General features: G+C 65.2%; 23 protein-coding genes. 12 read left to right on the top strand and 11 right to left on the bottom strand.

What is annotated here, in order from left to right; genetic code table 11:
• Positions 1-87: 87 nt before the first annotated feature.
• Positions 88-876 (bottom strand): SDR family oxidoreductase, encoded by a 789-nt coding sequence (locus CH305_RS12820; RefSeq protein ID WP_032380733.1) that lies wholly within the window; start codon positions 874-876, stop codon positions 88-90.
• An 89-nt stretch (positions 877-965) separates the two neighbouring features.
• Here CH305_RS12820 and CH305_RS12815 point away from each other — a divergent pair, with 89 nt between their 5' ends.
• A complete protein-coding gene (locus tag CH305_RS12815) occupies positions 966-1,418 on the top strand; it encodes a hypothetical protein (RefSeq protein WP_032380183.1) in 453 nt (150 codons plus the stop codon).
• Here CH305_RS12815 and CH305_RS12810 read toward each other — a convergent pair.
• Positions 1,386-2,024 (bottom strand): lysoplasmalogenase family protein, encoded by a 639-nt coding sequence (locus CH305_RS12810; RefSeq protein WP_037148953.1) that lies wholly within the window; start codon positions 2,022-2,024, stop codon positions 1,386-1,388. The genes CH305_RS12815 and CH305_RS12810 overlap by 33 nt on opposite strands.
• A gap of 131 nt (positions 2,025-2,155) precedes the next feature.
• Between CH305_RS12810 and CH305_RS12805 the strand changes: the two genes are divergently transcribed.
• From CH305_RS12805 to CH305_RS12785, 5 genes are all read left to right on the top strand, one after another.
• Entirely contained in the window at positions 2,156-2,755 is a 600-nt protein-coding gene (locus CH305_RS12805; protein ID WP_094703889.1) for a hypothetical protein, read from the top strand.
• A gap of 79 nt (positions 2,756-2,834) precedes the next feature.
• Positions 2,835-3,296, top strand: coding sequence for a MarR family winged helix-turn-helix transcriptional regulator (locus CH305_RS12800; RefSeq protein ID WP_052058227.1), 462 nt, complete (start codon positions 2,835-2,837; stop codon positions 3,294-3,296).
• Positions 3,293-4,519, top strand: a complete 1,227-nt coding sequence (locus tag CH305_RS12795) for an MFS transporter (RefSeq protein WP_032401529.1) — start codon at positions 3,293-3,295, stop codon at positions 4,517-4,519. The genes CH305_RS12800 and CH305_RS12795 overlap by 4 nt, the downstream gene beginning before the upstream one ends.
• 274 nt (positions 4,520-4,793) lie before the next feature.
• The gene (locus tag CH305_RS12790; protein WP_094703888.1) at positions 4,794-6,638 is read left to right on the top strand and encodes a hypothetical protein; all 1,845 of its coding nucleotides are present in this window, start codon (positions 4,794-4,796) and stop codon (positions 6,636-6,638) included.
• A gap of 97 nt (positions 6,639-6,735) precedes the next feature.
• Entirely contained in the window at positions 6,736-7,233 is a 498-nt protein-coding gene (locus tag CH305_RS12785) for a class F sortase (protein WP_254925428.1), read from the top strand.
• 20 nt (positions 7,234-7,253) lie between these two features.
• On the opposite strand, the gene pyrE is transcribed toward CH305_RS12785, so the two are convergent.
• The 5 genes from pyrE to clpB all read right to left on the bottom strand — a co-directional run bounded on the left by pyrE (position 7,254) and on the right by clpB (position 13,239).
• Positions 7,254-7,802, bottom strand: coding sequence for an orotate phosphoribosyltransferase (gene pyrE, locus CH305_RS12780; RefSeq protein ID WP_032401526.1), 549 nt, complete (start codon positions 7,800-7,802; stop codon positions 7,254-7,256).
• Positions 7,803-7,907: 105 nt separating this feature from the next.
• Positions 7,908-8,486, bottom strand: coding sequence for a LemA family protein (locus CH305_RS12775; RefSeq protein ID WP_032401525.1), 579 nt, complete (start codon positions 8,484-8,486; stop codon positions 7,908-7,910).
• Between the two features lie 57 nt (positions 8,487-8,543).
• Complete coding sequence (locus CH305_RS12770; RefSeq protein ID WP_094703886.1) at positions 8,544-9,560, bottom strand: hypothetical protein; 1,017 nt, start codon at positions 9,558-9,560, stop codon at positions 8,544-8,546.
• An 84-nt stretch (positions 9,561-9,644) separates the two neighbouring features.
• Entirely contained in the window at positions 9,645-10,601 is a 957-nt protein-coding gene (locus tag CH305_RS12765) for a DUF5666 domain-containing protein (RefSeq protein ID WP_094703885.1), read from the bottom strand.
• 91 nt (positions 10,602-10,692) lie between these two features.
• The gene (clpB, locus tag CH305_RS12760) at positions 10,693-13,239 is read right to left on the bottom strand and encodes an ATP-dependent chaperone ClpB (protein ID WP_094703884.1); all 2,547 of its coding nucleotides are present in this window, start codon (positions 13,237-13,239) and stop codon (positions 10,693-10,695) included.
• 200 nt (positions 13,240-13,439) lie between these two features.
• On the opposite strand from clpB, the gene CH305_RS12755 reads away from it, so the two are divergent.
• Entirely contained in the window at positions 13,440-14,603 is a 1,164-nt protein-coding gene (locus CH305_RS12755; RefSeq protein WP_094703883.1) for a globin domain-containing protein, read from the top strand.
• 17 nt (positions 14,604-14,620) lie between these two features.
• Here the strand turns inward: CH305_RS12755 and CH305_RS12750 are convergent, their stop codons facing one another.
• Positions 14,621-15,292, bottom strand: coding sequence for a hypothetical protein (locus CH305_RS12750; protein ID WP_141215841.1), 672 nt, complete (start codon positions 15,290-15,292; stop codon positions 14,621-14,623).
• 291 nt (positions 15,293-15,583) lie between these two features.
• Here CH305_RS12750 and CH305_RS12745 point away from each other — a divergent pair, with 291 nt between their 5' ends.
• Positions 15,584-16,003 carry a helix-turn-helix domain-containing protein gene (locus CH305_RS12745; RefSeq protein ID WP_032380730.1) on the top strand — a complete coding sequence of 140 codons (420 nt, stop codon included), beginning with the start codon at positions 15,584-15,586 and terminating at the stop codon, positions 16,001-16,003.
• Here the strand turns inward: CH305_RS12745 and CH305_RS12740 are convergent.
• On the bottom strand, positions 16,000-16,278 hold the full coding sequence (locus CH305_RS12740; protein ID WP_094703882.1) for a DUF2277 domain-containing protein: 279 nt from the start codon (positions 16,276-16,278) through the stop codon (positions 16,000-16,002). The two genes, CH305_RS12745 and CH305_RS12740, sit on opposite strands and share 4 nt — an antisense overlap.
• A 22-nt stretch (positions 16,279-16,300) precedes the next feature.
• Positions 16,301-16,876 (bottom strand): TetR/AcrR family transcriptional regulator, encoded by a 576-nt coding sequence (locus tag CH305_RS12735; protein ID WP_032401518.1) that lies wholly within the window; start codon positions 16,874-16,876, stop codon positions 16,301-16,303.
• 96 nt (positions 16,877-16,972) lie between these two features.
• On the opposite strand from CH305_RS12735, the gene CH305_RS12730 reads away from it, so the two are divergent.
• Positions 16,973-18,370: a cytochrome P450 gene (locus tag CH305_RS12730; protein ID WP_094703881.1), complete on the top strand. Its 1,398-nt coding sequence runs from the start codon at positions 16,973-16,975 to the stop codon at positions 18,368-18,370.
• Here the strand turns inward: CH305_RS12730 and dinB are convergent, their stop codons facing one another.
• A complete protein-coding gene (gene dinB / locus CH305_RS12725) occupies positions 18,371-19,558 on the bottom strand; it encodes a DNA polymerase IV (RefSeq protein ID WP_032402001.1) in 1,188 nt (395 codons plus the stop codon). It lies immediately after the preceding gene.
• A 167-nt stretch (positions 19,559-19,725) separates the two neighbouring features.
• Here dinB and CH305_RS12720 point away from each other — a divergent pair, with 167 nt between their 5' ends.
• Genes CH305_RS12720 through CH305_RS12710 form a run of 3 tightly spaced genes read left to right on the top strand, consistent with a single transcriptional unit; the run spans position 19,726 to position 23,671 of the window.
• Positions 19,726-21,999 (top strand): bifunctional diguanylate cyclase/phosphodiesterase, encoded by a 2,274-nt coding sequence (locus CH305_RS12720; protein ID WP_256983716.1) that lies wholly within the window; start codon positions 19,726-19,728, stop codon positions 21,997-21,999.
• Between the two features lie 11 nt (positions 22,000-22,010).
• Positions 22,011-22,631 carry a 5,6-dimethylbenzimidazole synthase gene (bluB, locus tag CH305_RS12715; RefSeq protein WP_170944735.1) on the top strand — a complete coding sequence of 207 codons (621 nt, stop codon included), beginning with the start codon at positions 22,011-22,013 and terminating at the stop codon, positions 22,629-22,631.
• A complete protein-coding gene (locus CH305_RS12710) occupies positions 22,628-23,671 on the top strand; it encodes a hypothetical protein (protein WP_094703880.1) in 1,044 nt (347 codons plus the stop codon). The genes bluB and CH305_RS12710 overlap by 4 nt, the downstream gene beginning before the upstream one ends.
• Positions 23,672-23,674 lie beyond the last annotated feature (3 nt).

Below are 23,674 nucleotides of genomic sequence, written 5' to 3'. Positions count from 1 at the left end.
TGAAAAAACCCCGACCCACCTTTCGACACCGATTGCTCGAAAGACCGACGATACCGGCGTGCCGCCGGCATCGTTCGGTGAGAAGTCCTAGGTGTGGCTCAGGCGCCGGTTGACCTCACGAGTGAGCCATGCGGGCGAGAAGCGTGACCCGAGCGAGAGCGCCTTGGACGGCAAGCCGACCGGGAAATGCACCTTGTGCAACCGCCGCTTCACCGGACGGGTCGCGGCGAAGATCGCGTCGGACACGTCTTTCACTGTGAGCTTGATTCCCAACGAACTGGTTGTGCCCGTCGAGACACCCTGGGTCATCGCCGTCTGAACGAACAGCGGCCACATGGCCTTGACCGAGATGTCGTACTTGCTCCACTCGAGATCCAACGCCTCGGTGATGCCGCGCACCGCGAACTTGGACGCACCGTAGGTCACCAACTCGGGCTGACCGTAGATGGCCGACGCGGAGCACAGGTTGACGACCTGCGCGCCGGGGGTGTCCTTGAGGTAGGGAAAGGCCGCGAGGGTGCCGTAGATGACCCCGTTGACGTTGATGTCGATCTGACGACGGTGCACCGACAGCGGCATGTCCTCGAAGGCACCCGCGGCAAGGATTCCGGCGTTGTTGATCAGAATGTCGAGTCGACCGTCGCCCTCCCCGACGAACTCCTTCAACCGGGTTTCCCACTGGTCGGAGTTGGTTACATCCAAGACGCCGGTAACTACACGGCCGCTGAGCGAGGCAGCTTCCTTGCCGAGTGATGCCAAGCCGGTCTCGTCGATGTCGTACGCACCGACGAGGTAGCCACCGGCCGCGAACTTGAGAGCAGTTGCGCGGCCGATACCTGCTGCCGCGCCTGAGATGAAGACAGTTGGTCGAGTCACATCGAACACCGTACATGTAACCCTACTTACCGGTAACCCCCTATCGTCGAATATCGAAGCACCGCTGCAGGCGGCCCAGGAGTGTCGAAGTGAACAACACGAGAATCGTGCGTGCCGTCGTCGTCGTGACGGTCGTGTACGCGGTCGTGCTGGCGATCTGGATCGGCTGGCTGAACCCTCGAACGCCGCCCGGAACGCTTCCGTACCAGCTCGCCGCCCTGGTCGCCGGATTCGGCGCGGCTCTCGGACTGGCGATGATGATCGCCGGCCGCCCGACGCGTGAGCAGAAGGAACTGATCGAGCACGGCGTCGAAGGCTGGGCGACGGTGGATGCCATCCGCCGGATCGACCACGACACAGCCGAGCTGGACCTGGAATTCACCGTGCCGGGCTCGAGCAGCTACTTCGGCAAGATCGTCTACGACATCCCAGAATCCGATACCGCCCGGTTCGAGCCGGGGACGGTGATCGCGGTCCGCGTCGACCCGGCCCATCGTGAACGGGTGCTGCTATTGCCCCGACCGCAGAGCCTCGACGAGTAGCACCTGCGCCGCTACGTACGTCGACAGGATGATCGCCTCCGCCGTCCTGCGATGACGTTCCTCGGACAGGAACAGTCGCCGGAACACGATCAGCGCATCGGATGCGGTGAACAGCGCGCCGCCGATCATCAGCCGTCGATCGCCGCCGCGCGCCGGGGAAACGGCAGAGAGCGTCGACGTGGTCGCCAGCACCGCTCCGTACGCCGACAGGGTCGACGCCACCGCCGGCTGCCGTCGGGCCAGCAGTACCGCCGCGGCCGCCCATCCGGCGTACCTCGGAATCGCGTCGATCGGTGCCGGTCGTGCACCCCGGCGAAGAAGCAGACACGCATAACTTCCTTGCATCACCGCGAATGCACGCGCGCCCCATTCCAGCGCGGAATCGTCGTCGGGATCGATCAACAGAACATCACCTGCCGTCGCCGCGGCGAGACCGGCCAACAGCACTCGATCGCGAGCCGGATCGAGCCCGGTCGCCAGCGCAGGCACGATCAGCGGCTTGGCGATGCGTTGCAACGGCGTCGAGCCGGTCCAGGCTCCGACCACCGTCACGGCCCCGGCAACCAGAGCAGCACCGCGGGCACGACGCACCCGGTCGACAGTCATTCCACTCCTTTCACCGAGCCCATCACAACGGACATCACATGTGACGCTGACCCCTCCTGCTTGATACTCGCAGGTCGGCTCGTCATCGTGGAAAGGTCGGTCGGAATCATTTCGAAGTAGTGGGGACCATCATGCGCCGTAAACTCACCGGGCAGGCCCGCTCGGCACACACCGACTTCTCCGGCTACCCCAACCCGTTGCTCCGGGACTGCGACGTCCGTCAGGCCCGCATCAGGCACTGGGTCACCGCGTTGCTGATCGTCATGACTCCGGTGTCGCTGTGGCTCGGGCTGAGCGCCCACGCCGATCAGCAACAACGCCTCGAGAATCAGAGCAGCTCGATCCACCAGGTCACCGCAACCACTACGGCAACCGCGGAGACGACGTCCGTTGCCTCGACCGAGTTCGGCTCGTCCGGGGCCGCCGCTGCCACTGCCGTCGACTCGCGCTGGGTCTATCGGGGCGTCGAGCACACCGGGCGCGTCAGCGTCGACACCGGTTCTCCGGCGGGCACCACCACCGAGATCTGGGTCGACAACAGCGGCAATCTGAGCTTGCGACCACTGACGTCGGCGGACGTCGTCGCCGCATCCATCTTCAACGCAGTCGGTAGCTGGGTGCTGGTCGCGGTGGTTCTCATCGGCTTCTACCACGTGATGTGCTTCCGGTACGACGGTCGGCGTAATGCCGAGTGGGATCGCGACATCGCCGATCTCCTGAGCCGACACTGACTCGCCCCCTGGCTCCCCCGTTATCCGCGGGGTCAGCCCCGCGTTGCGATAGATAGTTAGTGTATGTAACAATAAATCGGTGAGCCACTCCGACGAAGACATCCGGGACCTCCTCTCGCAGCTGGTCACCAGTTCGTCGCGCTTCGTCCGACTGGCCGCCCGGTTCGGCAGCGACGAATGGCCGCGAGCATGGATGCGGGCCCTGTCGTTGCTCGAGGAGTATCAGCCACTGCGCATCAGCACCTTCGCCGAGCTGGATCGATGCTCCCAACCGTCGGCGACGGCGTTACTCGCCAAGCTGAGCAACGCCGACCTCGTCACCAGACGATCCGACCCCGACGACTCGCGCGCCGTGCTCGTCGAGATGACCGAGGCCGGCCACCGTTGGCTCGCCGACGGTCGACGTCACCTCGTCGACGGACTGGTCCCCTACCTGTCCGACCTCGACCCAGAACAGATCCAGAAACTGACCGACGGCTTGGGCGAGCTTCGCAGCATCCTCGAGCCCGTCGATCACGGAATGAGAGGAACTCTTTCGTGACCACCAGCACCTCCCCCGACAGCCTGCTGAAGCAGCCGCGCGCGGTATGGGCAGTCGCATTCGCCAGCGTCATCGCCTTCATGGGCATCGGCCTCGTCGATCCCATTCTCAAGCCCATCGGTGAGCAACTCGATGCCTCGCCGTCCCAGGTGTCACTGCTGTTCACCAGCTACATGCTCGTCACCGGCGTCGCGATGCTGATCACCGGAGTGGTGTCCAGCCGCTTCGGCCCGAAGCGGACATTGCTGGTGGGCCTGGCGATCATCGTCGTCTTCGCCGCGCTGGCCGGCACGTCCGGATCGGTCGGCGAGATCATCGGCTTCCGCGCCGGCTGGGGACTGGGCAACGCGCTCTTCATCGCCACGGCGCTGTCGACCATCGTCGGTGCCGCGTCGGGTGGAGTCGCGCGCGCGATCATCCTCTACGAGGCCGCGCTGGGCATCGGCATCGCGACCGGCCCCCTCGTCGGCGGTGTCCTGGGTGGATTCAGCTGGCGTGGACCGTTCTTCGGCGTCGCGGCACTGATGGCCGTCGCGTTCATCCTGCTCATCGTCATGCTCCCGGACACCCCCAAGCCCGCGCACACCACATCGATCCTCGATCCGTTTCGCGCGCTTCGGCACCGCGGACTGTTGACCGTCGGGATCACTGCTCTGCTGTACAACTACGGCTTCTTCACCTTGCTGGCCTACACGCCGTTCCCGCTGGACATGGGCACCTACTCGATCGGATTCATCTTCTTCGGCTGGGGCCTGTGCCTGGCCGTGGCGTCGGTGTTCATCGCACCGAAGCTGCAGCGGGCCTTCGGAACGCTGAACATGATGATGCTCGCGCTCCTGCTGTTCGCCGTCGACCTGGCCGTCATGGCGATGTTCACCGAGAACAAGACGGTCCTGATCGTGGGCACCGTCGTGGCCGGGTTGTTCCTCGGCGTCAACAACACCCTGATCACCGAGACGGTCATGATCTCGGCACCGGTCGAGCGGTCGACGGCATCGGCTGCCTACAGCTTCGTTCGCTTCACCGGTGGAGCAGCGGCGCCGTACCTGGCAGGCAAGCTGGGCGAGTCCAACATGCACGTGCCGTTCTGGGTGGGTGCCGCGTGCACCGCGCTGGCGATCGTCGTCCTTGCCACCGGACGGAAGGTGCTCGCTCACGTCGACGACCACGAACCTGCACCTCACAGCATCGACGAGGCCCGGGCTGTGACGGTCGGCGACTGAATTACGTTCATCCGAAAGCCTTTTCGCGACGGTCGAGATCACGGATCTCGGCCGTCGCGTCGTATCCGCGGCCCCTTTCGTCACATGAGCCTCATCCGTAACACTTTTATAACCAAACCACTGGTAAAGCCCTTTTCTGTTTGCTGGACCGGACGGTTGGTTTACGGTTCCCCCATCACGGTTGTTCGTGTGACTCACCAACAACACTCGTTCCGCGTGGGAGGACGGGTGCGCGCAGCACGATGCTGCCACTGACCGAAGGGCCTCAATCTCCATGTCGCAGAAGTCGATCGCCAGGTCCAAGAAGGCGCGCCTCGCCGCTGCCGGGGCCGCCATGGCACTGTCCCTCTCCATCGCCGCACCGGGAATTGCCAGTGCGCAGACTCCAACGCCGGAAAGCCCCGCTGTCGAGCAGCCGGCCACCGAAGGCAGCACCGAATCCGGAGCCCCCACAGCCGAAGAGGGTGCGACCGTCGACGGATCGGGCACAGCCTCGGTCGAGGGGCAGATCCAAGCACCCGCTCCGGCCGTCACCCCCGAGGATGCAGCGGCGGCCGCCGCTGCCGCCGCAGCCGTGCCGGCTCCCGCGGCCCCGTCGGACATCCGCCCGATGCCGCAGATCACCGGTGGCGTCGTGTTCAACGACGACGGCACCGCGACCGTGAACGTCGACATCATTCCGCAGCTGTCCGACGCCGAGAAGCAGGCGATCACCGACGCCGAAGCCGCCAGCAAGCTCGCCGCTGAAGCATCAGCCGCCGCTCAGGTGCGCCTCGACACAGCCAAGGCCGCCGACACCGCCGCGAGTAGCGACGCCACCAAGGCCGAGGTTGCTGCCGCCGAAGCCGACGTCAAGGCAAAGGCCGCCGCCGCGGAAGCCAAGAAGGCCGGAGTCTCCAGCCAGGCCGCGAGCGCCGCGGTCACCGCAGCCAAGAACGACGCCGCTGAGCTGAAGACCACGGCCGACGAGGCCCAGGCCGCAGCCGATCAGGCCGCAGCCGACGCCGCAGCAGCCGAGAAGATTGCCGCCGACCTCGAAGCAGCCGCCGTCTCGGGAGACCCCGAAGCGACAGCAGCAGCCGAGGCCGCTCGCGCAGACGCCACTGCAAAAGCCGAACTGGCCGCAACCGCCAAGGCCGAGGCCGATGCGTCGAACAAGGCAGTCGAAGACTCGGTCGCGGCGCTGCAGGAGTCGTTCAAGAACTTCAATCTCGCCAAGGTCATCGCAGCAACCAGGGCCGCAGCTGCCACCGCAGCAAAGTCACTCGCACTGCACGTCGAAGCGCAGACCGCGGCAGCAGTAGCGGCAATGGCCGAGCAGAACGCCAAGAACCTCGAAGCAGCAGCAGAGGCCGCCGCCGGCGAGGACACCGCATCGGAGCAGGCAGCAGCCGAGGCCCGCGACAAGGCCAACGCAGCCAAGACCGATTCCGACGCCAAGGCGGCGGCAGCAGCCGCCGCTCAGGCAGCACTCGACGAAGCGCCGTCCGACGCCGACATCGCAGCCCTGCAGGCCGAGGCCGACAAAGCCGCGCAGGCACTGACGGATGCCAACGCTGCCGCAGCAGCAGCCGATGCCGATCTGCAGACCAAGACCGACGCAGCCGCTGCTGCCAAGGTCAAGGCCACGGACGCCGCAACCGCGCTTACCGCCGCACAGGCCGAGGCGACGACAGCCAAGGCGAACTCCGACGCCAAGGCCAAGGCCGAGGCGGACCTCAAGGCCGAAGCAGCCGAATTGGCCGCCAGCGGACCGAAGTTCAGTTGGACCATCAACCTCGGAAGTGTTGTCCGCGAAGATGTTCCGGTCACCGAGGTCGACGAGAACACCGTCGTCGTCGACAAGACCGGCGTCTCGCTGGTCGGCGTCAAGAACGAGGACGGATCGTTCACCGTCGCGGATTACTTCACCACCGACGAGAACGGTGTCGTCAGCGTTGCCGGCGATCTGCCGCCGGTCGATCTCGCACTCGGCGACTCCTCGAACGAGGCGTCGGGCGGATCGGACAGCTCGTCCAACACCCCGGTGATTCTCGCCGGAGTGGGCGTGGTCGTAGTAGCGGCAGCGGGTGGAGCGTTCTACCTGCGTCGCCGCAACTCTTCCGATGCCACCTCGTAGTACCCGCTGGCTGTGTACGGCGATCCTGACTTTCGTTCTACTCGTATCAGGTTGTGCGAGTGACGAAGTCGGGATCGCCGCACCCGATCGCTCGCCGGTGCAGTCACAGATTTCGGTGGCTGCGCCTGCGGGCGACGTCGCTCCTGCCCAGCCCGAGTACATCGAGCTCCGATCTTCGGACGGCACCACCTATCTGAGCAGCCCCATCCACCCCGATCCGCTCTACCGCGGCGGAGAGAGCGGCCAGGTGCTGAACCCAGTGGACGAACTACCGGCCTGGTGGGCCGAGAGCGGCATGCCGGGTACCTCGACCGAGCAGACGGTAGTTGTTGCCGGACACAACTATTCGAAGCGGGACGCTCCGTTCAAGGCGTTGCGGGTGGTGACCCCTGGCGACACGGTCGTGCTGCGTACGGCAAGCGGCACTCTGGAGTACGCCGTCGAATCGGTCGGTCCCCTGCCGAAGGGATCCCTGTTGGCCGACAACGAACTCAGACGTTCGGTACCGGGACGATTGATCCTGGCCAACTGCGACGTCCAGGGCGGCGAACCGACCGACGACAACTTTGTGGTCGTCGCGCAATTGGTGCGCTAGCAAGCCGATTCGGGCCGGGGTTACAGGCCGAGGTCTGCCAAGCCGAGCAGGGATCGATATTCGAGCCCCTCTGCAGCAATGACCTCGTCCGCCCCGGTCGCCCGGTCCACCACCGTGGCCACCCCGACGACCGTCGCGCCCGCGTCCCGCAGAGCTTTGACGGCAGTGAGCGGTGAGTTACCGGTCGTTGTCGTATCTTCCACTACCAGAACACGTTTGCCGACGATGTCCGGTCCCTCGATCTGACGCTGCATGCCGTGCGCCTTCGCAGCCTTGCGCACCACGAACGCGTCGATCGGACGACCCTGGGCATGCATGATCGACATCGCCACCGGATCTGCGCCCATGGTCAGCCCGCCGACCGACACGAAATCCCAATCGGAAACCAAGTCACGCATCAGCGAGCCGATCAACGCGCCCGCCCGATGATGCAGCGTCGCCCGACGCAGATCCACGTAGTAATCGGCTTCCTTGCCGGAGGACAACGTGACCTTCCCGTGCACCACGGCAAGCTCTTTCACCAAGTCGGCCAGTTCCTGCCGGTCCGAATTCGCGGCACTCTCGGCCATGTCGGGGTTCCTCTCGTCGCACCACGGATCTTCGAAGGTCGCTACGAACTTACCCACAACAAAGCGGGTCGTTCCTGGCGGCTCGCCACTCCGGCCGCTCCGCCCCTACGCTGCGACCTGGTCCGACAACTGCTCGTCGAGGACGTCCCTCGTCTCCACGAACGGTTCGGGGGCCGTCAGAGAACGAGACTTGGCGACGATGGACGACGGGAAGGTGCCGATCGCCTGCGACAGTCGGTAGGCGGTGTCGTTGTACACCCGCACCGCCCCCGCGATTCGGCGTTCGGTCACGGCCAGCTCCCCGGCCGGCCCTTGAAACGCCCAGTTGCCCAACACGTTCCGGCCCGCGTCCGCCTCGGCGAGAACGGCGTGAAAGGCGGCGGACAGCGCATTCTCGGCAGCCGCCTGTGCCGACGGTCCCAGGTCGCGATCACGCACGGCCCTGGACCACGAGCGAGCACCGCCGAGCTGGCGCACTGCATCGGCGGACAACCCGGAAGCGTCTGCGGCCTCGATGAACGGCACCAATTGCTGGTGCCGCCGCTCGAGCTCTACGTCGACCAGCCGCAGACTCTGCTCGGTCTGCTCGCTGTACCGACCCAGCCGACGCACCGTGCTCGCGACGTAACCGACCAGCAACAGGACTACGACAACCACGATGGCCACAACCACAAAAACCGTCACGAGGTACGAATTTAGCCGCGTCCGAGCTTCCGAGCCCGTAAACACGCCCGAAAGAAATCAGGGCTGATTGCGCCGACGCTCCGAATCGAAGGGAATCGGACGCGACGCAGGCGGACGCGGTACCGAACGCGACGGATTCGCCGAACGTACGGCCTGCGGACCCGCCGCATCGGGCCTGGGTGGACGCGGCCTGCGACCCGGTTCCTGAGGACGCGGCTCGTGGTCGCGGGGTTCCTGAGGACGGGGTTCCTGAGGACGGGGCTCCTGAGGGCGGGATATCTCGGGACGCGCTACCTGGGGACGAGCCGCCTGGGGAGGTCGAACCCGCGGCTCGGACCTGGTGGGCTCGGCAACTCGCGGCTGCGGCTGGGCTTGCTGGGGGCGAGCTTCCTTGACCAACGGCCGGCCCGGATCGCCTCGATCACGGCCGGGCTCGCCAGCGCGGGCGCCGTAGACCGCGCTACCGCGCACGGGGGGAAGCACGTGCAGCATGCCGGACAGTCGTGCGACCGCATCGATAGCCGCGTCCCAATCACGTCCCGAGCTGCCCAGCGGCAGCGATCCGAGTGTCCAGTCCTTCTCGCTCCACAGCAACTGAAGATTTTCGGGAACGGATTCGGTGAAAGCGGCCATTCGCTGATCGCAGACCCGGCGAGCGATATCGACATCGGTGGCGAACACCACGCGCGGGCCGATGGACCCGAGCAGTTCCATGTCCTCGTCGCGCGGCGGTGGCGTCGAGCGAGGCCGTAGGTCTATGTCGACATCGGAACCGACCGAGCGCTGCACGGCCACGATGGTGCCCGTTTCCTCGACGTCGAAGAGAACGAACTCCTCACCCCGTCGAACACCGGTCACCACGCCGAGAGCCACGTCGAACTCGGGCTTGGACAGGGCCGCACGGGAGAACCGGGTGACCAGTTCTTCATCGTGCGGTCGGTACTCGTATCCCTGCGCCTTGGCCCACATCTGCCGCAGCCGCCCGGATTGATCTCGCTTGGACCTGTCGATGTAGAGCAGGGCCACTGCACCTACCAGTGCAATCGCCGCCAGGCCGAACCACATTGCCGTCATCGCGAACCACCTTAATCGACATCCACACCGTCTCCGCCCACCACCGCCGGGTCCTGTGAACGATCCCTACGACAATGCTGGTTGCTAACCGCCGAGATTCGGGGTCTCGATGATGACGTTCGCGCGAATGGTCCCGTCCTCGACGGCTTCTCCCTGCACCACGACGAAAGCGCCGACCTTCAGCGACGCCACATCGGTGCCGGACAACGAGATTATCTGGGTTTGCGGCGTGGTCTGCACCGTGACCGGCGCACCATCGAGTCCGTCGATCGTCAGACTCGAACCATCGTTGGCGCTGATCGTTCCCACCGACGAACCGAGCTGACCGAGGATCTCCGGAATTCCACCGGGGATCAGCTCCGGCGTGGTCGTCGCACCCGATTCCGCGGGACGCGGCGTGGTCGTGGGCGTACTCGACGGCGAGGGCCGAATGGACGTCGACGGCGCAGCAGCCGTGGTGCTCGAGTCGTCCGATCCACCGCTCAGGAAGGAAATTCCGAAAACTACGACGATCGCGAGGACGACGAGACCGATCAGGGCCAGAACCCAGGGGCGAGGACCCTTGCCACCCGAATCGGCGGCAGGTTCCTCGGCGGGTGGCCCGCCGAACTGCTGGGGTTGGCCGAACTGCTGGGGTTGGCCGAACTGCTGAGTCTCGTAACCCGGGGCCTGGCCGTACTGCGGTTGGCCGTACTGCTGAGTCTGGCCGTACTGCGGTTGGCCGTACTGCGGTTGGCCGTACTGCTGGGTCTGGCCGTAGGCCTGATTTGCTGCTGCCTGTTGATCGGGGTCGTACGGCGGCAGCGCCTGCGTGGGCTGATACCCCGGCGGATACGCCTGTGGGTCTTGGTTCTGCTGGGCCGGGTTCTGCTGGGCCGGGTTCTGCTGGGCCGGGTCCTGATACCCCGGGTTCTGGTACCCCGGACTTCCGTACGCCTGAGTCGGATACGCCTCGGTGGGATGAGCGTCGTCGGGTCGGTTGCGCTCGGCCGCATCCTGGTCGCGCTCCCGCGGTGACCGTGGGTCGTCCGGATTCGTCATTCCACGAGGGTACCTACCCGGCAGAACGCAGGTGGCGACACAGAACGGGCCCGCACGAGCAGTGCTCGTGCGGGCCCGTCTCGCAGACCTGCTAACCCAGGATGAGGCGTTCGCCGTCCGGGCTTGCATTGACCGACACCACGTCGCCGTCGTGGACGTCCCCGGCAAGCAGCAGCTTCGCCAGTTGATCGCCGATGGCCTGCTGGATCAGTCGCCGCAGCGGCCGAGCGCCGTAGAGCGGGTCGTAGCCTCTGGCCGCGAGCCACATCTTCGCCGGCGAAGACACCTCGAGCGTCAGACGACGAGCGGCAAGACGCTTGGTGAGGAAGCCGAGCTGGATGTCGACGATCGACTCGAGCTGGTCCTCGGACAGGGCGTCGAACACCACGACGTCGTCGAGTCGGTTGACGAACTCGGGCTTGAACGAGCGTCGCACCGCGTCCAAAACCTGCTCCTTGGTACCGCCGGCACCGAGGTTCGAGGTGAGGATCAGGATCGTGTTGCGGAAGTCGACGGTCCGGCCCTGGCCGTCGGTGAGGCGGCCTTCGTCCAACACTGCGAGCAGGATGTCGAACACATCGGGGTGCGCTTTTTCGACCTCGTCGAAGAGCACCACGGTGTACGGCCGCCTGCGCACCGCCTCGGTCAGCTGTCCGCCGGCCTCGTAGCCCACGTAGCCCGGAGGTGCCCCGACCAGACGAGCGACGGCATGCTTCTCGCTGTACTCGCTCATGTCGATCCGCACCATCGCGCGTTCGTCGTCGAAGAGGAATTCCGCCAACGCTTTCGCGAGCTCGGTCTTACCCACGCCGGTGGGCCCGAGGAACAGGAACGATCCCGTAGGACGGTTGGGGTCGGCCACACCTGCGCGCGCTCGACGGACGGCATCGGACACCGCCTGCACCGCGTCCTTCTGTCCGACGACTCGCTTGCCGAGTTCGTCTTCCATGCGGAGCAGTTTGGCGGTCTCGCCTTCGAGCATCCGGCCTGCCGGGATTCCGGTCCAGGCCGCCACCACGTCGGCGACGTCGTCCGGCCCCACCTCCTCCTTGAGCATCACGTCACCCTGCGCGGGTGACGCCTCGGTCTTGACGGCGAGTTCTTTCTCGAGCGTCGGGATGCGTCCGTATCGAAGCTCGGCTGCCTTGCCGAGATCGCCGTCGCGTTCGGCGCGGTCGGATTCGCCACGCAGATTCTCGAGCTCTTCCTTGAGCACTCGCACCGAGTCGATGGCGTTCTTCTCGTTCTGCCAACGGGTGCTGAGCCCGGCCAGCTTCTCCTGCAGGTCGGCGAGTTCCTGACGCAGCTTGTCCAGGCGAGCCTTCGACGCGTCGTCGGTCTCCTTGGCCAGCGCCATCTCCTCGATCTCGAGGCGACGCACGGCGCGTTCGACCTCGTCGATCTCGACGGGCCGCGAGTCGATCTCCATGCGCAGCCGCGACGCGGCCTCGTCGACGAGGTCGATCGCCTTGTCGGGCAGGAACCTGGCCGTGATGTACCGGTCACTCAGGGTTGCCGCGGCGACCAGGGCAGAGTCCGTGATCCGGACACCGTGGTGCACCTCGTAGCGCTCCTTGAGCCCGCGCAGGATGCCGACGGTGTCCTCGACCGACGGTTCACCGACGTAGACCTGCTGAAAGCGGCGTTCGAGGGCGGCGTCCTTCTCGATGTACTTGCGGTATTCCTCGAGGGTCGTCGCACCGACGAGTCGCAGTTCGCCGCGGGCGAGCATCGGCTTGATCATGTTGCCCGCGTCCATGGCGGATTCGCCGGTCGCGCCGGCTCCGACGATGGTGTGCAGCTCATCGATGAACGTGATGACCTGGCCTGCGGAGTTCTTGATGTCGTCGAGCACGGCCTTGAGCCGCTCCTCGAACTCACCGCGGAACTTCGCGCCCGCGACCATCGAACCGAGATCGAGCGAGACGACGGTCTTGCCGCGCAGGCTTTCCGGTACATCGCCGGCGATGACGCGCTGCGCGAGTCCTTCTACGATGGCCGTCTTGCCGACGCCGGGTTCGCCGATGAGCACCGGGTTGTTCTTGGTGCGGCGCGAAAGAACCTGCACGACGCGCCTGATCTCGGTATCGCGACCGATGACGGGATCGAGCTTGCCTTCTCGGGCCAGCGCGGTCAGGTCGGTGCTGTACTTCTCCAGCGCCTGATAGGTGTTCTCCGGATCCGCGCTGGTCACCCGAGCGCTGCCCCGTACGGCCTGGAAGGCGTCGCGCAAATCGTTGGGTCCGGCTCCGTGGCCGGTCAGGAGCTTGGCGACGTCGGAGTCACCAGTCGCGAGCCCGACCATCAGATGCTCGGTGGAGACGTACTCGTCGTCGAGTTCGGTGGCCAGGTGCTGCGCTGCGGTGATCGCGGCGAGGGTTTCACGGCCGAGTTGCGGAGTGGTGGTCGAGCCGGATGCCGAGGGCAGGCGGTCGACGAGGTTCTGCGCTTCTCGACGCACCGTTGCAGGGTCGACGCCGACGGCCTTCAGCAGTGGAGTGGCGATGCCGTCGGTCTGATCGAGCAACGCCACCAACAAATGTGCCGGACGGATATCCGGGTTGCCGGCCGCGGATGCGGCCTGCAGAGCAGCAGAGAGCGCTGCCTGCGACTTCGTGGTGGGAGTGAAACTGTCCACCGGTCACCTTCTTTCTCGGATCGGTTCTTGCGTGTCGCTGGGTACAACCATAGACAAGTTGAGTCTGTTCCGCTCAACCTTGGATTTCTCGAGCGCCCTCTCGCGCGAAAGTCTCGATCGGTCTACTTTGGTGACGGTCGACAGTGGCTGTGTCATCGGCGGCGAACTCGGTGGCGAATCGGTGGGGTGGAGGTTGATCGATGCTCGACGCACGAACGATCTCCCTGGTTCGCACCGGTTTCAAAGCCGTCGTCGCGTCGCCGGACGGCCCTGCCCGACTCTCCAGGTCCTTCTACGCACACCTCTTCGCCGAGTACCCGGACTTCCGATCCCTGTTTCCCGCCTCGATGGATTCACTTCGCGAACACTTCGTACTGGCGCTCGGCTACGTCTTCGAGCATCTCGACGACACCGACCGCGTCGAGCCTTTCCTCGAGCAACTCGGCCGAGACCACCGCAAGCACGGCATCTCGGGCGCGCACTTCCGCGCGGGTAGCTCGGCTCTGATCAGCGCGTTCCGCACGTTCGCCGGCACCGAGATGTGGACCGACGAGGTGGAGACGGCCTGGCACGACGCACTCACCGTGGTCAGCAACGCGATGGCCGCCGCCGCAGACAACGACGAACTGCCGCCGTATTGGAGTGCCACCGTCGTCGAACACCAACGGCTCCTCGACGACCTCGCGGTGGTGCGACTGAAGACCGACGGCGAGATCCCGTACTTCCCCGGGCAGTACGTGAGTGTGCAGATCCCGCAGCGACCCAAGCTGTGGCGGTACCTGTCCCCGGCCATTCCGAGCAACCCGTACGGCGAGATCGAGTTCCATGTTCGACGCGTATCCGGCGGCTGGGTGTCTCCCGCCATGGTCACCGAGACTCGGGTCGGTGATCGCTGGTCCATCAGTCCACCACTGGGCGGGATGCACGTCGATCGCGCGATCCACGAGGACGTGTTGATGATCGCGGGAGGCACCGGCCTGGCTCCGTTGCGTGCTCAGGTCATGGAGATGGCTCAGCGCAGCAACAATCCGCGGGTGCATCTGTTCGTCAGCGGTACGTATCCGTGCGATCTCTACGATCTGGACACCCTGTGGCAGTTGTCGCTGTCCAATCCATGGCTGACGGTGGTCCCGGTAACCGAGGAGCTGGAAGATCCGTGGTGGTACTCCGGCCCGGCGCGCGAGCTGCCGTGGGGAATGCACCATCGACTGCACGGTGCGGTGGGAAAGGTCGTCACCCGATTCGGCTCGTGGGCCGATCGCCAGATTCAGATCTGCGGGTCGCCGTCGATGGTGCGCACCACGCTGTACGCACTACGCAAGGTCGGTACCCCGATGGAGCATGTTCAGCACGATCCATTCTGATTGTGCCGCAACGCTTTTCAGCTGGACAACGATTTCGGTGGCACGTCCTCGACAACCCCGCCGACCACCAGACGTGGAGTCCAGGCCTCGGTGACGAGTCGGCCGTCTCCGGTGATGATGGCATCGGGATCGGGATCGATGAGGATGGGGTATCCGGTATCCGGGGTAACTCCGACGTTCTGCACCAGCAGACCGTTCTCGATGGTGTAGTGCACGTGCACCGGCTGCAGATCACCGTCGAACGCCCACGGACGGCCGATGAAGATCACGGCGATGCCGACCTCGTCCAGTACCGACACCGAGCCATCGTGCTCGAGCCGCAGACTCCACAACGGCGGCATCGACGTCGTGAACTCGAATCTGTGCGGTGCCTGCGGGGCGAGAAGATGGATCATCAGCAGCGCGCCGTCGTGCGGATCTCGCTGCGGCACAATGACTTCGTACGATCCGCACTCGTAGAACCTGGATCCGAACGGCCCGGGAATGCCCGTGCCGAGATCGCCCGCGATGGCAAGTTCGAGCCGAATGCAGCCGGAGCCGTTCTCGGCTCGAAGAGTGATTCCCTCGGAAGGATGCGGCGGGGGCGACTCGTCCCGCGGAGCGTAGGACAGAACCGCGCGCAGCAGTGGTTCGACCACCTCCGCGTCACCGTCGCGTGAATCGAACGTTCGTCGTCGACGATCGGCCATCTCCACCCCCTTCGCCTGGCAATCCAGTGTGCCACCGAGGTGCCGATCGTGCGACGAATTCTGCTCGAAAACCATCTGTTCGATCGAGACGGTCCACTATAGAAGCACGCTGGACCCACCGGCGTGCCCGCAAGATCAGGAAACCGATCAGTACTATCTTCGGCTAAGTTTCTGCAGGTCAGCCATGGTCCAGCGGAACCATGGCACCGGCTACTATCAACCGGTTCGGTCCTCGGCGGATCGATCTGCCCGGTGGGCAGCGGCCGTGTCAGGAAGGCAAACACATCCCCGATGTCCGCTGATTTCGCCGCACGTCTGAACCATCTGTTCTCCACGATCCACCCTGCGGGACGCAAGCCACACACCAACGCGGAGGTGGCCGACGCTCTCGCCCTGCGCGGGCACCAGATCTCCAAGCCGTACATCTCGCAACTGCGGTCGGGCCAACGCGCCAACCCGTCCGCCGACACCGTGACGGCACTGGCTGCCTTCTTCAAGGTCAAGCCCGATTACTTCTTCGACAACATCTACGCGGCCAAGGTCGATCACGACCTCGAATTGCTGGGCCGACTGCAGGGATACGGCCTACGCCGCCTGTCTGCCCGCGCGTTCGACCTGTCCGAGGAATCGCAGAACCTACTCAGCTCGATGGCCGAGAAACTGCGCGTGAGCGAGGGACTGCCGGCGGTGCCACCGGACAGCACCCGTTAGGACGCGCCGGCCTTGGCTACAATCCTCGCCTGCACTTCGGGACGCCGCAGCGGCGGCACCGTGGGAGGTGGCTGACGCCGGTCCGGCAGTGCATCGAGGAGCCGATGCGTCGTTGCTGTCACCTCGGCGACGGCCAGCTCGAAGGCGTCGCGCGTGGCGTCGGACGTCTTCTGTACGCCACTGATCTTGCGGACGTACTGTCGCGCGGCAGCTTCGACTTCCTCGTCGGTTGCGTGTGGTTCCAACCCTCGAAGGGTGGTGATGTTTCGGCACATGTGTCGACGATAACCCCGCAGCTCACACCTCGAGAAGACCCGACAGCGCGCGAAGGCACAGCTCACGAACCTGCTCACGATCGAGGGTTCTTCGCTCCACCCAATCCAGACACACCGCTCGCACGAACGCGATCCAGCCGCGCAGCGCTGTTCGCACCATCTCGTCGTCGGCGAATGCCGGGGGCAGCGCAGCAAGGATCCGCTCCTGCTGAACAGCGAACTCTCGCGTGAGGATGTCGTTGATCCGATGGTCGCCGAGCAACGCGCCCCGGTTGACGGCACGGAGGCCGTGCGCGTGTTCGTCGGAGTAGGCGATGTAGGCGTCGAGTCCGGCTGCGACCTGCTCGAGGACGGGCAGCGATGTGTCCGGCGCGGTGACGTCGAGGTTGCGCTCGGATTCGGTGCGCACGATCTCGACGAAGAACTCCCGCTTGGACGGGAAGTAGTGGTACATCAACCCACGGGACACTCCCGCGAGATCGGCGACCTCCTCGATCCACACATCCTCGTACGGCCGCTCGGCGAACAATGCGGAACCGATCTCGAGTAACTGCGCGCGACGCTGCGCCGGCGTCATGCGCTTACGGGGTGTGGTCATGGGCTTCGGATCTTACTTGACACGAGTTCAACAGTGAGTACGGTCACTATTACACATCAGTTCAACAGCACGCGGTTCGTCAACGAGGGAGCGGCAATGTCGACACAGTTCGCGGTGCGAAACGGCTCGCTACCGCATCCTCCCTACCGACTCCCCGTACTCGGCGATGTCGTGGGCGTCGATCCCCGCACCCCGATTCAGGACTCCACCGTCTTGGCCGGCCGACTCGGCCCGATGTTCGAGCGCGAAATTCTCGGGCGACGCTTCGTCTTCGCCTCCGGTGCCGACGTGGTGGGCGAGCTGTGCGACGAAAAACGCTTCGAGAAGTTCCTGCCCCCTGGAGTCGAGAATCTACGGGATATCGGGGCGGACGGATTGTTCACCGCCTACAACCACGAGCCGAATTGGCAACGCGCCCATGACCTTCTGCGTCCGGCCTTCACTGCGGGTGCCATGCGCGGGTACCACGAGATCATGGTCGACGTCGCAGACGACCTGATCGAGCACTGGGAGGGCCGCTCTCGTAGCGGTGCCGACACCGACGTCTCTTCGGACATGACAAAACTGACACTCGAGACCATCGGACGCACCGGCTTCAGTTACAGCTTCGGCTCGTTCGCGCGCGCCGAGCCGCATCCCTTCGTGGCCGCCATGGTCGGCGCACTGACGTACAACCAGCGGCGGTCGCTGCTGTCGATCCCTGCGTTCGCAAGGCCCTTGTTCGCCAAGTCCGATCGCAGATACGCACACAACAAGCAGTACTTGGCCGACGTCCTCGCCGATGTCGTCAGAACCCGCCGCCGATCGAACGAGGACTTCAGCGACCTGCTGCAGATCATGATGGATGCGGCGAAGGACGCCGACAATCCGAATGCGCTGAGCGAGGCCAACATCGGATATCAGATCCTGACGTTCCTGATCGCCGGCCACGAGACCACCTCGGGTGCACTGTCTTTCGCGCTGTACTACTTGGCGAACCACCCCGAGGTGTTCGAGCGCGCCCGCGCCGAGGTCGACGAGGTCTGGGGCACGGGCAAACCCCAGTTCGGTCAGGTTCCCAAACTGCGGTACGTCCGCCGAGTCCTCGACGAATCGCTGCGCCTGTGGCCGACGGTTCCCGCGTTCGGACGCGGCGCGCGGGCAGACACCGTCATCGGCGACGACTACCGCATGGCGGCCGGCGACTGGGCAGTCGTTCTGGTGACGGCCTTGCACCGCGATCCGGTGTGGGGTGACCGTCCGAGCGACTTCGATCCCGACAATTTTCTACCCGATCGCATCAAGGCACGCCCCGCGCACGTGTACAAACCCTTCGGTACCGGCGAACGCGCCTGTATCGGAAGACAATTCGCTATCCACGAAGCAGTTCTGGTACTCGGGACCATCCTGCAGCGCTTCGATCTGCAGGCCGACCCGTCGTACCGTCTGAAGGTCCAGGAGCGACTGACCATGATGCCCGAGGGCTTTCGGGTTCGGCCCACAGTTCGCACGTAGTCAGTCCGGTAGGAGGGGGACCGAGATTCCCGGGTCTCGGCCGAGCAGCACCCCACGCGTCAACGACGTGGAGCCGAACTTCTTGTGCACCCCGTCGAGCGCACGGTCGAGAGCCGATGCCTCCGGGGGCTTGCGCACCTGCGGTGCGTCGAACTGCAGTTCCAGTTGCTCCGCGCCGCCCTTGTCGATGCTCGAGACGGTGACACCGACGAGGGTGATGCCCTTCTCCGTGATCATCGGTGCCGCGTCGTGCAGCAATTCCAGCGCGGCGTCGAGAATATCTCGGGTGTCGGCGGTTGCGCGATCGAGTGTGTGCGATCTGGTAGCGCGGGTGAAGTCGGCAAAACGCAAGCGCAACATGACAGTTCGACCGGTTCGCTCCGCTGCGCGCATACGGTGTGTGACGCGATCGACGAGCCCGATCAACGATGCCTCCACCTCGGCTGCGTCGTGCCTGCCGCGTCCGAGAGCCCGCTGTGCGCCGATGGAACTACGCGACTTGCCGGGCTGGACGCGTCGGGGATCACGGCCCATGGCCAGCGCATACAGATGCGCGCCCGCACCCTTGCCCAGCACCGAGGCCAACGACCGCTCGCCGTAGGCCGCGATGTCGCCGACGGTCCTGATGTCGAGAACGTGCAACTTCTCGGCGGTCACTTTCCCTACGCCCCAGAGTCTTTCGATGTTCAGCGGGTGCAGGAACTCGAGTTCGCCGCCGGGCGGTACGAGCAGCAGACCGTCCGGCTTCGCGAACGCACTGGCGACCTTCGCCAGGAACTTGGTGGTGGCGATCCCGACGGTGATGGGCAGCCCCACCTGCTCGGCCACCTCCTGCCGCAGACGCTGTCCGATCTCCGTTGCACTGCCCGCGATCTTCTGTAACCCACCGACGTCGAGAAAAGCCTCGTCGATGGAGATGCCCTCCACCAGTGGGGTGGTGTCGTGAAAGACGTCGAACACGTCCTTGCTCGCCTGCGAGTACGCCTCCATGCGCGGCGGCACCACGATGGCCTGGGGGCACACGGCCCTGGCCTGACCGCCACTCATTGCGGTGCGCACCCCGAACGCTTTGGCCTCGTAGCTGGCGGCGAGCACCACTCCCCCGCCGACGATGACCGGCTTACCGCGCAGCCGGGGATCGTCACGTTGCTCCACCGAGGCATAGAAGGAGTCCAGGTCGGCGTGCATGATGCTCGCCACGGGTCTGCCGGTGGACTCCACGAATCCATGCTCGCACGGGCTACCGACATACTCTTGATACACAAGCAGAGCAATCGAGACAGCCGAAGTGACCCAGATCACCGAGTGTGCCATTGTTGATGTCGTCGGATCGGCGTGAACGGCTGGAGAGAATCGTGACGGCCTGGTGGCGGTGGTACGCAGCCCTCGGCGTACTCGGCTGCGTCGCCTACTTCGCAGTTCCCAGCATCGCCGCGGCACAGTCGATCTTCGTGCTCGTCGGTGCGTCCGCTGTTGCGGCCACCGTGATCGGCACCAGGATGCACCGTCCGACCAATCGCACTGCGTGGTTGACCATCGCGCTGGGCACCGGGCTCTGGGTCGTCGGCGACATCGTGTTCGAGTGGATCGATGTCACGCGGGGCAGCGTTCCCGAACCCTCGCTCGCCGACGCGGTCTATCTGACGGCCTACCCGATCTACGGGTTCGGTCTGTTTCTGCTGGTCCGGCACAAATGGCGAGCGAGCGAGCGCGGTCACGTCGCCAACAGCGCCATCGTCATGGTCGCGTTCGGATTGCTCACCTGGGTGTTCGCCGTGCAGCCGACGCTCGGCGACGACGCTGTTTCGGGGACAGCAGGCCTGGTCGACGTGGCGTACCCCGCCATGGACATCTTTCTACTCGGGTTACTGGCCCACTTCGTCGGCTCACGACAATGGCGCACTCTGTCGTACCGGTTCCTGACGGCGGGAGTATTGCTGCTGGTCGTCACCGATATCGTCAACAATTTTTCGATCGTTTCGGAGCCGTCGTCGGAGCGCTCACTGATCGACGTCGGGTGGACCATGTCGTACGTCCTCATCGGCGTCGCGGCCCTGCATCCGTCCATGCGGCGAATAACGAGCCCGAACATCGAACCCGAAGCACACCTGATGGCGTCGTTCACCACCCCTACGGTCGTCGTCTTGACCGCTGCCACCCTGACGGCTCCGACGGTCATGTTCATCGAGGTGATTCGCGACGAGCCGATCGCGCAATGGGGCTGGGCAGTTCTGCTCTGTGCATCGGCGTTGGTGATTCTGGTGATATACCGCATCACCGATCTGCTGCGCTTGCTCCACACGCAAACCGTGCGGCTCCGCGCCGCCGCCGACACCGACCACCTCACCGGTCTCGCCAACCTTCGCGCCCTGGAACACAGAATTTGGCAGAACGCGGGCGACACAACCTTGCTGACTGTCGACATCGACCGATTCAAAGAAATCAACGACACGTTCGGACGCGGCCTGGGCGATCAGGTTCTCGTGGCGGTCGCCGACAGACTGCGGGGTGTCGTCGACGATTCGATCATGTTGGCGCGCTTGGCAGGTGACGAGTTCGCACTGTGCGGGACGGCGGATTCGATGAACCCGACCGCGCTGGCTCACGAGATTCAGCGCCGGTTCGCCGCCCCGTTCGATGTGGGCACCATGACGCTGCTGATCGAGGCGAGTGTGGGGGTGGCGTTCAGCCTTCCCATCGCCGAGGGCGAGGACGAGGCCACCCCGGATCGCCTGGTGCAGCGTGCCGATCTCGCCGTGCAGGCCGCGAAGGCGACGCAGTCGCGCGTCGCGTTCTACGACCGGTCCATGGACCGCGACACGAGCGCGCAACTGATCATGCTCGGCGAGTTGACCACCGCACTCGAATCCGACCAGCTGGAACTGCTGTATCAACCCCAGGTCGATCTCGAGTCGATGACTGTCGTCGGCGTGGAGGCATTGCTGCGGTGGCATCATCCGAACGGGATGCTGCTTGCACCCAGCGCATTTCTACCCACCGCCGAACGGACCGGGCTGATCCGGCCGCTGACGAGCTACGTGCTCACCCGTGCGCTCGCCCAACGCAGCCTCTGGGCAATGGACGGACTGGATCTACAGATGGCCGTCAACATCTCGACCCGCAACCTGTTCGACGACACCCTGATCGCGCAGGTACGCACCGCGTTGAGTGAATTCCACTGCCCTGCAGAACGATTGACACTGGAAGTGACAGAGACCTCGGCCATGACCGATCCTGTGGGTGCAACCGAGATGCTGTCGATTCTGCATGCGATGGGCGTACAGGTCGCCATCGACGACTACGGCACGGGCTACAGTTCGCTCGCCTACATCGAACGGTTACCGGTGCAGGAGCTCAAGATGGATCGAGCCTTCGTCGGCGGGATGGCCCACGATCCCGCGCACGCCGCGATCGTACGATCGACCGTCGAGCTCGCCCGTACGCTGGGGTTGTCGGTGACTGCAGAGGGCGTGGAGGACGAGATGACGATGACCGCGCTACGCGAACTGCGATGCGGGCGTGCCCAGGGGTACCACCTCGGCAGACCCACCTCATCGGATCTACTGCCCGCCCTCGTCGCCGAACTGAACACTCGCTTGAAAACTGTTACAGGAGAACGGATACCATGACCGAGGCAGCCCTGTCGGTGTACGCTGCGATTCGATCTCGACGCGATGTCCGTGCCGAGTTCGACGGAACCGTCGTCGACGACGACACGCTGCGCCGCATCCTCGGTGCCGCGCATCAGGCCCCGAGCGTCGGCAACACCCAGCCCTGGGACTTCGTCGTGGTCCGCAAGCCCGACACTTTGAGCGCATTCGCCGCCCACGTCGCGGGCTGCCGACAGGACTTCGCCGACAAGCTCGATGCCGAACGCCGAAAGACGTTCGACCCCATTCGGATCGAGGGGATCGAAACAAGCGGGACCGGAGTGGTGGTCACCTACGATCCGAACCGCGGAGGACGGCACGTCCTGGGCCGCGACACCGTCGACGACACCGGATTGTTCTCTGCTGTGCTCGCGATCGAGAACCTCTGGCTGGCAGCGATTGCCGAGAACGTCGGCGTCGGCTGGGTCTCGTTCTACGACGAGGCGTACCTCACCGAGTTGCTCGATATCCCCGCTCCGGTCCGTCCCATCGCTTGGCTGTGCGTCGGCCCGGTCGAGTCGTTCCAGGAGGTGCCGGATCTGGAGCGTTTCGGTTGGCGCTCTCGGCGTCCCCTCGACGACGCCCTGCACTTCGAGCAGTACCGCCGATGAGGGCGCGCCTGGTTGCGGTGGCAACAGCCTGTGTGCTGGTGGCCGGATGCTCCGCCGCCGAATCCCCTACCGAACCGTCCACTCCGGCAACGACTCCGGCGGCCGAGCCCGCACAGGCTCCGGATTCGGCCGACCCGATCGGCACCGTCGTCGCACTACCGGGCGCTCCCGAAGGTGTTGTGGTCGGGACATCCGGGATCGCTGCCGCAGCGGTCCGAGAGCCCGACGGTGTGGTGTTGTTCGACGCGGCGACAGGTGTCGTGCGGCAAATGGTCCAGACGACCGGAGCACCACGGCATCTCTCGCTCGCCGGCCCCGACGGCCCGGTGCTGGCACCGCTCGAAGGCAGCGACGAGCTGGTCGAGGTCTCACTCGACGACGGCGCGATCCTGTCGACCGCCACCGGTGTGGGCCGTCAGCCGCACGATGCCGTCTCGACCTCCGACGGCACGATCGTGGCCACCAACGAAATGGGTGGCGGAGTGATCTTCCTGCGCGACGGCTCGGTGCTGTCGGAGCTACCGCCGGGCCCCGTCCAACCCGGTGGAGTCGCAGCTCTCGGGCCGTACGCAGCCGTAGCGGACGTTCAGGGCAACGGCGTGTGGGTCTACGAAGGCGCGACACAACGCGAGGTGGTGCAGGCCCCGATCGGCGTCAAGCTCACGCACGCTGTGACGGTGAACGAGACGACGGCCGGATTCGCCGACACCGACGGCGGAGCAGTCCTGCTCACATCGGTCGACGCTGCTGGGGGCATTCGCCAGATCGCGTCGATAGACGCACCCGGCAACCCGTACGGGCTCGCTGTGGACACCGACCGACAACTGCTGTTCGTGACGTTGACCGCGTCGAACCTCCTGCGGGTGGTCGACGTGTCGGATCCCACTGCTCCGCGAATTCTGGGTGACGTCCCGACGGTGATACAGGCCAATTCCGTCGCGGTCGATCCGCGCACCGGGAACGTGCTGGTGACCGGCAGCGACCCCGGTGCGGCGAGTTCGATTCAGATCATCGCCCGCGCCGAATTGCCCGCGGAGTGAATC

The sequence above is a fragment of the Rhodococcus sp. 15-649-2-2 genome, from assembly GCF_002258645.1.
GTDB lineage: Bacteria > Actinomycetota > Actinomycetes > Mycobacteriales > Mycobacteriaceae > Rhodococcoides.
The sequence above is the reverse complement of the archived record's forward strand: the minus strand, read 5'-3'. Positions and strand labels throughout refer to the sequence as shown.

Bases quoted from the DNA above. Each gene is read 5' to 3' on its own strand.
- CH305_RS12810 (WP_037148953.1), bottom strand. From the start codon at position 2,024: ATGACTGTCGACCGGGTGCGTCGTGCCCGCGGTGCTGCTCTGGTTGCC.
- CH305_RS12805 (WP_094703889.1), top strand. From the start codon at position 2,156: ATGCGCCGTAAACTCACCGGGCAGGCCCGCTCGGCACACACCGACTTC.
- CH305_RS12790 (WP_094703888.1), top strand. From the start codon at position 4,794: ATGTCGCAGAAGTCGATCGCCAGGTCCAAGAAGGCGCGCCTCGCCGCT.
- pyrE (WP_032401526.1), bottom strand. From the start codon at position 7,802: ATGGCCGAGAGTGCCGCGAATTCGGACCGGCAGGAACTGGCCGACTTG.
- CH305_RS12770 (WP_094703886.1), bottom strand. From the start codon at position 9,560: ATGACGGCAATGTGGTTCGGCCTGGCGGCGATTGCACTGGTAGGTGCA.
- CH305_RS12765 (WP_094703885.1), bottom strand. From the start codon at position 10,601: ATGACGAATCCGGACGACCCACGGTCACCGCGGGAGCGCGACCAGGAT.
- CH305_RS12755 (WP_094703883.1), top strand. From the start codon at position 13,440: ATGCTCGACGCACGAACGATCTCCCTGGTTCGCACCGGTTTCAAAGCC.
- CH305_RS12750 (WP_141215841.1), bottom strand. From the start codon at position 15,292: ATGGCCGATCGTCGACGACGAACGTTCGATTCACGCGACGGTGACGCG.
- CH305_RS12745 (WP_032380730.1), top strand. From the start codon at position 15,584: ATGTCCGCTGATTTCGCCGCACGTCTGAACCATCTGTTCTCCACGATC.
- CH305_RS12740 (WP_094703882.1), bottom strand. From the start codon at position 16,278: ATGTGCCGAAACATCACCACCCTTCGAGGGTTGGAACCACACGCAACC.
- CH305_RS12735 (WP_032401518.1), bottom strand. From the start codon at position 16,876: ATGACCACACCCCGTAAGCGCATGACGCCGGCGCAGCGTCGCGCGCAG.
- CH305_RS12730 (WP_094703881.1), top strand. From the start codon at position 16,973: ATGTCGACACAGTTCGCGGTGCGAAACGGCTCGCTACCGCATCCTCCC.
- dinB (WP_032402001.1), bottom strand. From the start codon at position 19,558: ATGCACGCCGACCTGGACTCCTTCTATGCCTCGGTGGAGCAACGTGAC.
- CH305_RS12710 (WP_094703880.1), top strand. From the start codon at position 22,628: ATGAGGGCGCGCCTGGTTGCGGTGGCAACAGCCTGTGTGCTGGTGGCC.